The sequence below is a fragment of the Thermococcus sp. genome, from assembly GCF_027063845.1.
Classification (GTDB): Archaea; Methanobacteriota_B; Thermococci; order Thermococcales; family Thermococcaceae; genus Thermococcus.
Window position 1 is genome coordinate 1 of record NZ_JAMOQU010000031.1, and the last position, 9,194, is coordinate 9,194.

Genomic DNA, 9,194 nt, shown 5'->3' on the forward strand with positions numbered 1-9,194 from the left:
GGTGAGGAACTTTCTCAGGAAGCACCTTTAGAAAGGTTTTTACGCATTCTTTCCCCTTTCTTTAGATGATGAAGTCATTAAGGAACGCCATAATGCTCATCGTTGTCGCTCTGGTTCTGCTATCCTCGAGCTCACTCTCCCGACCCGCATACGTTCCCGCCTTTGGGCGCTTCGCGGTACTCGTTCATGACGTCAGTCCCGCCTACCTTCCCCAGCTGAGGGAGATAACGGCCGTTATCGATGAATACGGCCTCCAGAACGAGACGTATCTATTTGTGATTCCAAACCACGGAGGGAAAATGCCCATCTGGAAGTACAGGGAGTTCATAGAGTTCCTCGGGAAGCTCAGGCGCGAAGGTTATCACGTCGAGCTCCACGGCTACACCCACATTGGCGATGAGTTCAACTGCAATGCGAGTACTGCCGAGAAAAAGCTTGAGCTCGGGTTCAGGGCCCTATCGCACCTCAACGTCACGCCGAGATACTTCATCGCCCCGCGCTACGCACTCTCAAACGACGCTCTATCTGTTCTGCTCGCGCATAACATAACGGTCATCGGTGAGGACTTTATCTACCTCCCGAAAGGCACGGTTGAGCCGGTTTACAACCGCGAGTACACCTGGTATACGCCCTCTTTCCTTTTCCCCTATGAACTCGTCAGTGCTGAGAGCGCCTACGCTAACATAAATGGGACGTTCTTCCTCTCAGTCCACCCTAGGGCAGTGAATAACAAAGCCGGAATGGAATTTCTGAGGGAGTTTCTGGGGTTTGTAAAAGAGAGGGAATCTTCAAAGGGGGCCTTAGAACTGGGAATAAAGCTCGCGGGCAATTTTCCTCGGCCGTTTAAAAACGAGGACCTCAGATACTCCTGAAACGCCGTGTTCTCCCGGGGTTATCAGTTCCGCTTTTTTGAAGAAAATCCTTCCTAGTGCGAGCTGAGAGGCCAAATCCCACGGCCTTACCTTCATCTCTGCTATCTTCTCAAATCCTGGCACCTTATAGTAGCCTCTTTCCTCTATTCCCCTCTCGATGTTGTAGCCCTCGTGAAGGGAAACCACGGCGTAATCACGGGTCTTTCCTTCCACTAAAAAATCCCTATATGCGGAGCCGTAGAGGAACCGCTTTATCCTGTCTGTTTCCTCAACGAAGAAACCCCCTCTTCACTCAGAACCGATGCAACTCCTGAGAAGAGCTTAACAGCTTGGAATGGGTCAAAATGAGGCATTGTGTGTCCCCAGAGGAGAGCGAGGTCGTGTTCGCCTACCAGTGATGGAAGCTCCAGCACATCACCAGTGACCAGTCTAAGCTCGGGATTTATGCCGGCGACCTCGAGCCATTCCCTGGCTATTACTATGTCCTCAGCTCTTGATTCTACCAGCGTTAGCCTTGGGGCGGAGAGAGCCTTCGCGGCCGCGACCCCAGCTATTCCAGTTCCGGCGCAGAGGTCAAGGATGTTTGATGCCTTAACGTTCTGTCCCTCAAAAAATTGGACTATAGCTTTAAACCGTTGCAGAGCTCTCTCGTTTTTTGGGTCCATCCACCATCGGAAATGGCGGTAGAACTCTTCCAACGACATCGAACCACCAAGAATGCTACGGTAGGGGAATTAAAACGTTTGGGGCCTCGGCTAACCCTCTTCTCATCACCGTCAGCGTGGCTAACGCTCGTCATCGGCCGAGGCTTGTTCTCCCCAGGGTTTAAAAAGGCACTGGAAAATAGAGCAGGGGGATGACGAGCGTTTACCGGTCGGATTGCTACCGGATGAAGAGACTGGCACTGGCCGACCCCAACCGAAAGGCGTAAAAACTGTTCTCTCCAAAATTTAATCGGTGGTGGGCGTGGATTTCGCTCTATTCATGGAGCGTTACGGGTACAAGATTTTACTTGTAGTGTTGGTTGTTGGAGCCTTTGCCTTTATCCTGGGGACCCTTGGTTATAGTCTCCACGTGCTCGGCCGGTACAGCTGGGATGAGGCGGGCTTCTTCGTTGGCCTTCTCGTCGTCGCTTCAATAATCGGGGCCTACGCTGGGAGATTCATGAACACCGCGACGACTCTCTTCGGACGGATAGGCTACCACTACCGGGCGAAGTTCCTTGAGGATAAGAAGAAGCTCGAAAAGGAGAAAGAGAAGCTGAGGGAAGAGGGCGGGAAGCTTTACTGAAGCTTTATGGGCGCGCCGAAGGCCCTATCGCCGGCGTCGCCGAGGCCGGGCAGGATGTAACCTTTGTCGTTAAGCTCCCTGTCCACCTTGGCAACGAATATTTCGACCTCTGGGTGGGCCTTTTTTATCCTCTCTATTCCCTCAGGAGCCGCGAGGACACCAACGACAACAAGGCGCTTCGGCTTCCCGTAGCGCTTGACCTCGTCGAGGACCTTAATCAGCGTCGAGCCGGTCGCTATCATTGGGTCGGCGACTATAACAGTATCCTCGGGCCTTATCTCCGGAATCTTGACGTAGTTCATCTCAATCTCGAACTTTGGGGCCTTTCCGCGGGAAGCGGAGACTATGCCGACGCGCGCGTGGTCGAGAACCTTGATGAGGCCTTCCATGAGCGGAATTGCCGCGCGGAGAACGGTTATTATGACCACGTTGCGCCTGTCCCTGACGATTACGCCCTCGGTTTCCTCCAGCGGGGTCTTGACGGGAACCCTCTCGGTTTCCATCGTTTTCGTCAGCTCATAAGCCATGTAGCGGCCGAGCTTGACGAGGCCCTTCCTGAAGGCTATTGGGCCAGTTCTCTCGTCCCTCAGTTCCGTCAGAATCTCCATCAAAAACGGGCTGTCCTCGAAGGAGTAAACGCCTTCCCACCTTTCGGCCTTCATGCTCTCACCGTCCGCCACTCGGGGCGAGCCTTTATTAGCCTTCCGCCTGATAACTTGGGTCTGTTTTATCCACTGTTTTTGCCTCCTTCTCGATTATTGCTTTCATCCAGCTACCGCGGAGGAACCAGACGAGGGCTATCAACGCCCCGATGAAGTTGCTCAAACCCATACCGAAGAAAACTCCCCTGCTTGTAAAGTCGAAGAGCTCCGCCAGCGGAATCGTAAGTCCGAGGAGCGTTATCGCACCGACGTAGCCGAAGGCGTAGCTCAGCGGAATCCTGAGGCCCCACAGGCGGATTATGCCGAGGAGCATGCTCTTCTTGGTGTGGCCAGCCGAGCTGAAGGTTCTGTTGACAACGATGAAGATTCCGTTGAAGAACGGTACCGAGATTAGGAAGTACTCCAGGACGATTTTGCTCTCGGCTATAACCTTCGGGTCGTCGAGGAAGACCTTGAATATTGGAACGCGGAAGATTCCGATGATTAAAACCGCCAAACTCGCTATCGCGAAGTTGACAAGCATCGTCCGCTCTGCTATCTTCTTTGCCCTCTCGAACTTGCCAGCGCCGACGTTCTGGGCTATCATCGTTCCCATGGCCATGCTTATACCGCGTGAGATGCTCGTCAGGAAGTTGACGAGGCGGGTTGTTATGACGTAGGCCGCGTAAGTGACGTCGCCGAAGCCCATTATAATCCTCGTGAGAACGACGAAGCCAAAGCTGTTGGCTGACTGCCCGATGCTCGACGGGAGACCGACGCGGAAGAGCTTTCCGTAGAACTCAAAGTCGGGACGGAGATTGGAAAGGTTGAGCTTCAGCGCAACCTTCCCCGAGAACATGAGGTAAAATCCGATTATCGCGCCGGTGGCGTTGGCCATGACCGTTGCCAGTGCGGCTCCCTCAACGCCAAGCCTGGGAAACGGCCCCCAGCCGAAGATGAAGAAGGGGTCGAGGGCTATGTTGAGGAAAACCGTAAGGAGCGTTATTTTCATGGGTGTTTTCGTGTCCCCAGATGCCCTCATCAGGGCAGAAAAGGCCATGTACGTGAACGCGAAGGGGACGCCGAGGAAGACTATGGTTGCATAGGCTTTGGCGTAGGGATAGAGCGTTGGTGTTACCTTCATGAAGCGGAGTGCGTAGGGCAGGATTAGAACGCTCACTACCGCCGTTGTAACCGAGAAGAGGAGCATCAAAGAGTAGAGTGCCCCTGCGGAGCGCTCTGCCTTCTTAAACTCTCCCGCACCTATGTACTGGCCCACGAAGGCGAAGCCAGCGGTTGCGAACCCCATGCCCAGGGACATGAGCGTTCCTATAATCGGCCACGTGACACCTGGGGCGGAGAGGGCTTCTCTGCCGAGCTTTCCGAGCCAGAAGGTGTCGGTTATGTTGTAAACGACCTGGACGAGGTTGTTTACTATGAGGGGTCCGGCTAACCTGAGGAGCGTTCTCTCTATCGGCCCGTTGATTATCTCCTCGCGCATTTCTTGGAGCCTCATGGCCTATCAGACCGCCATCGAAGTGCTCCTATTTAAAGCTACTCATCGATTATAGCCCTCATCCAGCTGCCGCGGAGGAACCACGCGAGTGCTACCAGCGCGCCGAGGACGTTGCTTAGCCCCATGCCGAGCCACAGTCCCGCTGTGTCTCTTGTTAGGACGCCGAGGCTGTAGCTGAGGGGAAGCCTCAGACCCCAGAGGCGGAACATGCTGAGGAGCATGCTCTTCTTCGTGTGACCCGAGCTCTGGAAGACGTTGTTAACGGCGGAGAATATCCCGAAGAACGGGAGCGAGGCGGAGAAATACTTGACAACTTTTGCGCTCTCCGCTATTATCGCCGGGTCGTTGATGAAGAAGCTGAAAATCTGGACGCGGAAGAGGGCGAAGAGGAGCGTTCCAACACCGAGGATTGTGAAGTTGATTGCCATCGCCTTCTCAGCTATCTCCTTGGCCCTCTCGTAGAGCTTCGCCCCGATGGCCTGTCCCACCATCGTTCCCATCGCCATGCTTATTCCATCTGAAAAGGCAAACATGAAGTTGGTCAGCCTGTTGGTTATTGAATAGGTCGCAAAGGCAACGTCTTCAAAGCCCTTTATCCCGTGAGTCTGCCCGTAGAGCTCTCCGATTGTGAAGATGATTCTCGTGAGGATTACAAAGCCCAGAGCGGTCGTTGAGGTTCCAACGCTCGCTGGAAGGCCGACGCGGAAGATGCGGGAGTAGAAGTAGGGGTCGGGCTTGAGGTTTTTGAGCGTTAGGTGAATGCCGACCTTACCGGTGAAGAGCAGGTAACCGCCAACTATTGAGCCGAGGCTGTTGGAGAGCATAGTAGCGACGGCCGCCCCGACGACGCCGAGCCTCGGAAACGGCCCCCAGCCAAAGATGAAGAACGGGTCGAGGACGAGGTTGAGCAGTACCGTCGCTACGTTTATCTTAACAGGCGTTCTGGTGTCGCCTATCGCCCTAAGAAGGAAGTTAAAGGCGAAGAGGGTAAATGCAAACGGAATTCCCCCGAAGATGACGCGGGTGTAAGCTAATGCGTACGGGTATATCGTCTCACTGACTCCCATGAACCTCAGGAGGTAAGGGGCAGAGACCACGCCGAAGGCTCCAACGCCGATGGCGAAGAGCATCATGAGGGAGTATAGCGCTCCTGCAGAGCGGTTGGCCTTCTCGTAGTTTCCAGCTCCGACGTACTGGCTCACGAAGGCAAAACCTGCCGTTGCAAAGCCCATTCCGATGGACATGAAGAACCAGACGAGGGGCCACGCCGTTCCTGGCGCTGCCAACTCCTCCCTTCCGAGCTTGCCGAGCCAGAAGGTGTCGGTGAGGTTGTAAAGGACCTGCACGAGCTGGTTTATGATTAGGGGATAAGCTAACAGGATGAGTGTCTTCACAACAGGGCCACTGAGTATCTGCTCGCGCATTCTCTGGATTTTCCCGCCGTCCATGAGCTATCAGATACCCATCGAAACGTTGGTATAAAAACTTTAGGGTGGATAAAGGAGCCACTTATGGAAGAACGCGAACGTTGAGATTCAAAAAATGCCTGTCAAACGTGTAGATTTCGCTAATGCCAAGTTCAATCATCTTCAGGCATGCGAGGGCATCGTTTATACTCACTCTTTTCTCAGACGCGACGACGGTTGCCTTAATATAGTCCTCTGGGGTGACCGAAAGAATCCGAACGTTTTCGGCCGTTAAAAGTTCTTCAATGAAATCTATCGCCGTGGAGAGGTTAACCTTGGCCTCTATTATGTTGGCGACCTCGCTTAAATGTACGATGGTTGTTGCAACTTCCTCTCCGTTTTCAATTCGTCTCAGGATTTCCCTTGCCTGCTTCTTCTTTTCAATGACCTCTTTTGGCAGGTTTGGCTTTGGCTTTAGCAGGGCGTACAGGAAGACGTTTGCGTCTATGAACCTCATAAGAACACCTCAGTAGAGACCTTCAAGCAGTTCTTTTTCGATGTCCTCCCCTTTAACATCCGCATCGATTATGTCAAAGAACCTTGAGAGGCGCGGTCGTTTTCGGGGAATTATCTCTATCCTGTCGTCGAGTTCTATGAGGATAACTTCGTTCCCCCACCTCTCGCGCCATGACTTTGGTATAACGAGCCTTCCCTGGGAGTCGATTTTCTTAACTTCCACCGAGGACATTCTATCACCATTTGAGGATAAGAGATGGCATTAAATAAACCTTGTGCCACAAAACCGGAGAGTTGCAAGAGAAACTAAGAGAGGAGAAAAGGAAGGAAATCAGAAGTCAAGCTCGTCCTCATCCTCGAAGAGCCTCTTGCGAGCGGCCTCGAGGATGAGCTTCTGCTCCTCCTGGGCAACGGTCTTCCTGATGAGCTCAACCGCATCGGGGTTGGCGCTGATGCTGTCGATGCCGAGCCTGACGAGGATCTTAGCCATCTTCGGGTCGCTACCAGCCTGTCCGCAGATGCTGGTCTCGACGCCGTACTTCTTGGCGACCTTGATGACGTGCTTGATGAGCTTGAGGACTGCCGGGTGCTTCTCGTCGTAGAGGTAGGCAATCCTGTCGTTGTCCCTGTCGATGGCGAGGGTGTACTGGGTGAGGTCGTTGGTACCGAAGCTGACGAAGTCAAGGCCCTCCTTGATGAGGTCCTCGATGATGAGCGCGGCCGCGGGAACCTCAATCATGACGCCCCACTCGACGTCCTTGTGCGGCTCAAGGCCGACCGAGCGGGCTATCTCCTTGGCCTTCCTTATCTGCTCTGGGTGGCCAACGAGCGGGAGCATGACGCCGATGTTGTCGTAGCCCTCCTCGACGACCTTCTTGATGGCCTTGAACTCGGCCCTGAGGAGTTCAGGCTGGTCAAGACCGCGCCTGATTCCTCTCCATCCGAGCATCGGGTTCCTCTCGTCCGGCTCGTCCTCTCCACCGGGCATCTCCTTGAACTCGTTGGTCGGGGCGTCGAGGGTCCTGTACCAGACCGGCCTCGGGTAGAACGCTGCTGCGACGGTCCTGATGCCCTCGGCGAGCTTCTCGACGAGCTCCTCCTCCCTGCCCTCCTTGATGAACTTGACCGGGTGCTGGCCGATGCTGAGTATCATGTGCTCAGCGCGGAGGAGTCCAACACCGTCGGCGCCGGTGGCGGCGGCCCTCTCGGCGACCTCGGGCATTGAGACGTTGACCTTGACCTTGGTGGCGGTGACGAGCGGAGCACCAGCAACGACGACCTGTCCTCCAGCGGCCTTCTCTTCCTCCTTCTTCTCGACGAGGCTCTTGACTATGCCCTTGTAGACGACACCGCGGGTACCGTCAACGGTGACGTAGTCGCCGGTCTTGAGGACCTTGGTGGCGACCTTGGTACCGACGACGGCCGGGATACCGAGCTCCCTGCTGACGATGGCCGCGTGGCTGGTCCTTCCACCCTCGTCGGTGATGATAGCGGAAGCCCTCTTCATGGCAGGAACCATGTCCGGGTTGGTCATGGTGGTGACGAGAACGTCGCCCTCCTTGACCTTGTCAATCTCGCTGGCGTCGAAGATGACGACGACCCTACCGGCGCCGATGCCAGGTGAAGCACCGAGACCCTTGAGGATGACCTCGGCCTCCTCGGTAACCTCTGCCTTCTCCTCGCTCTTGGCCTCCTTGAGGGTGGTAATCGGCCTGCTCTGGACGATGTAGAGCTTGCCGTCGTCCTTGTCGTAGGCCCACTCGATGTCCTGCGGCCAGCCGTAGTGCTCCTCAATCTTGGCGCCCATCTTGGCGACCTCGACAATCTGCTCGTCGGTGAGGACCTGCTTCTCAACCCACTCGGGGCCGAGGTATTCAGCAACCTTGACGTAGACGGTGCCCTTGCCGGTCTCGGGGTTGCGGACGACCATGACTTCCTTCTTGGCGATGAACTTCTCCTTTATCTTCCAGGTGCCCTTCTCAACGATGTACTCGTCGGGGGTGACGCTTCCGCTGACGACGGCCTCACCGAGGCCCCAGCTGGCGTTAATCATTATCTCGTTCCTGTCGTTGGTGACCGGGTTGGCGGTGAACATGACACCGCTCTTCTCGCTGTTGACCATCTTCTGGACGACGGCGCTGAGGTAAACCTTGCTGTGGTCGAAGCCCTGCTTGGCCCTGTAGAAGGTAGCCCTCGCGGTCCAGAGTGAGGCCCAGCACTTCTTGACCTTGTCTATGACGTCGTCAACGCCGTAGACGTCGAGGTAGGTCTCCTGCTGGCCGGCGAAGGAAGCCTCTGGAAGGTCCTCAGCGGTGGCGGAAGAGCGGACGGCGACGTAAACGGCGTCCTTGTTAAACCTGGCGCTGAGCTCCTTATAGGCCCTCTCAATCTCCTCGGCAATCTCGGGGAGCATTGGGAGCTCGATTATCTTCTGCCTTATCTTGGCGGTGTTCTCCTGGAGCTGCTTGGAGTCGTCAACGTTGGTCTTGCTTATGATGTCCATAATCCACTCCTGAAGGGTCCTACCGTCCTCAACCTTGACGTTCTCAACGAAGTACTTGTAGGCCTCAGCGGTGACACAGAATCCGGGCGGGACGGGTATTCCCGCGTTGGTGAGCTCACCAAGGTTTGCTCCTTTTCCTCCGACAAGGGGGACGTCCTTCTTGCTGAGCTCCTCAAACCACTTTATAAACCTGTATTCGCTCATGGCGTTTCCCTCCGTTTAATTACTGCGGGTGATATATCGAGTGGTCGCTTTTAAAATTAACTATCCAGGCCTGTTCCTCAGTGTATAAGGTTGAAAAAGAGAGGGGATGTGCTCATTCGAAAATAGGGCGCCCTAATTGGTCCCAAGGTTCTTCCTTATAAAGATTTTGAACTTTCCGTTGTAGAACTCCTTGACGAGTTCGTAGTTTCCGCTCTTGAGGATGTTGAGGTACGTGTTCGGGTCCTT

General features: G+C 54.8%; 10 protein-coding genes. 2 read left to right on the forward strand and 8 right to left on the reverse strand.

The features are described from left to right. Positions 1–65: 65 nt before the first annotated feature. Complete coding sequence (locus tag MVO87_RS02635) at positions 66–872, forward strand: DUF2334 domain-containing protein (protein ID WP_297512106.1); 807 nt, start codon at positions 66–68, stop codon at positions 870–872. Here MVO87_RS02635 and MVO87_RS11260 read toward each other — a convergent pair. Beyond that, positions 801–1,085 carry a hypothetical protein gene (locus tag MVO87_RS11260; RefSeq protein ID WP_342765092.1) on the reverse strand — a complete coding sequence of 95 codons (285 nt, stop codon included), beginning with the start codon at positions 1,083–1,085 and terminating at the stop codon, positions 801–803. The genes MVO87_RS02635 and MVO87_RS11260 overlap by 72 nt on opposite strands. A 38-nt stretch (positions 1,086–1,123) precedes the next feature. After that, positions 1,124–1,576 carry a class I SAM-dependent methyltransferase gene (locus tag MVO87_RS11265; RefSeq protein ID WP_342765093.1) on the reverse strand — a complete coding sequence of 151 codons (453 nt, stop codon included), beginning with the start codon at positions 1,574–1,576 and terminating at the stop codon, positions 1,124–1,126. Positions 1,577–1,829: 253 nt separating this feature from the next. Between MVO87_RS11265 and MVO87_RS02645 the strand changes: the two genes are divergently transcribed. Further along, on the forward strand, positions 1,830–2,162 hold the full coding sequence (locus tag MVO87_RS02645) for a hypothetical protein (protein ID WP_297512104.1): 333 nt from the start codon (positions 1,830–1,832) through the stop codon (positions 2,160–2,162). Here the strand turns inward: MVO87_RS02645 and upp are convergent. The 6 genes from upp to ppsA all read right to left on the reverse strand — a co-directional run bounded on the left by upp (position 2,156) and on the right by ppsA (position 8,948). Further along, the gene (upp, locus tag MVO87_RS02650; RefSeq protein ID WP_297552077.1) at positions 2,156–2,824 is read right to left on the reverse strand and encodes a uracil phosphoribosyltransferase; all 669 of its coding nucleotides are present in this window, start codon (positions 2,822–2,824) and stop codon (positions 2,156–2,158) included. The genes MVO87_RS02645 and upp overlap by 7 nt on opposite strands. Before the next feature lie 34 nt (positions 2,825–2,858). After that, positions 2,859–4,319, reverse strand: coding sequence for an MATE family efflux transporter (locus MVO87_RS02655; protein ID WP_297552079.1), 1,461 nt, complete (start codon positions 4,317–4,319; stop codon positions 2,859–2,861). A 38-nt stretch (positions 4,320–4,357) separates the two neighbouring features. After that, positions 4,358–5,767, reverse strand: a complete 1,410-nt coding sequence (locus tag MVO87_RS02660) for an MATE family efflux transporter (RefSeq protein ID WP_297552082.1) — start codon at positions 5,765–5,767, stop codon at positions 4,358–4,360. Positions 5,768–5,828: 61 nt separating this feature from the next. Next, positions 5,829–6,242 carry a type II toxin-antitoxin system VapC family toxin gene (locus MVO87_RS02665; protein ID WP_297552084.1) on the reverse strand — a complete coding sequence of 138 codons (414 nt, stop codon included), beginning with the start codon at positions 6,240–6,242 and terminating at the stop codon, positions 5,829–5,831. Between the two features lie 9 nt (positions 6,243–6,251). Then, positions 6,252–6,473 carry an AbrB/MazE/SpoVT family DNA-binding domain-containing protein gene (locus MVO87_RS02670; protein WP_015858658.1) on the reverse strand — a complete coding sequence of 74 codons (222 nt, stop codon included), beginning with the start codon at positions 6,471–6,473 and terminating at the stop codon, positions 6,252–6,254. A gap of 99 nt (positions 6,474–6,572) precedes the next feature. After that, the gene (ppsA, locus tag MVO87_RS02675) at positions 6,573–8,948 is read right to left on the reverse strand and encodes a phosphoenolpyruvate synthase (protein WP_297552087.1); all 2,376 of its coding nucleotides are present in this window, start codon (positions 8,946–8,948) and stop codon (positions 6,573–6,575) included. Between the last annotated feature and the right edge of the window lie 246 nt (positions 8,949–9,194).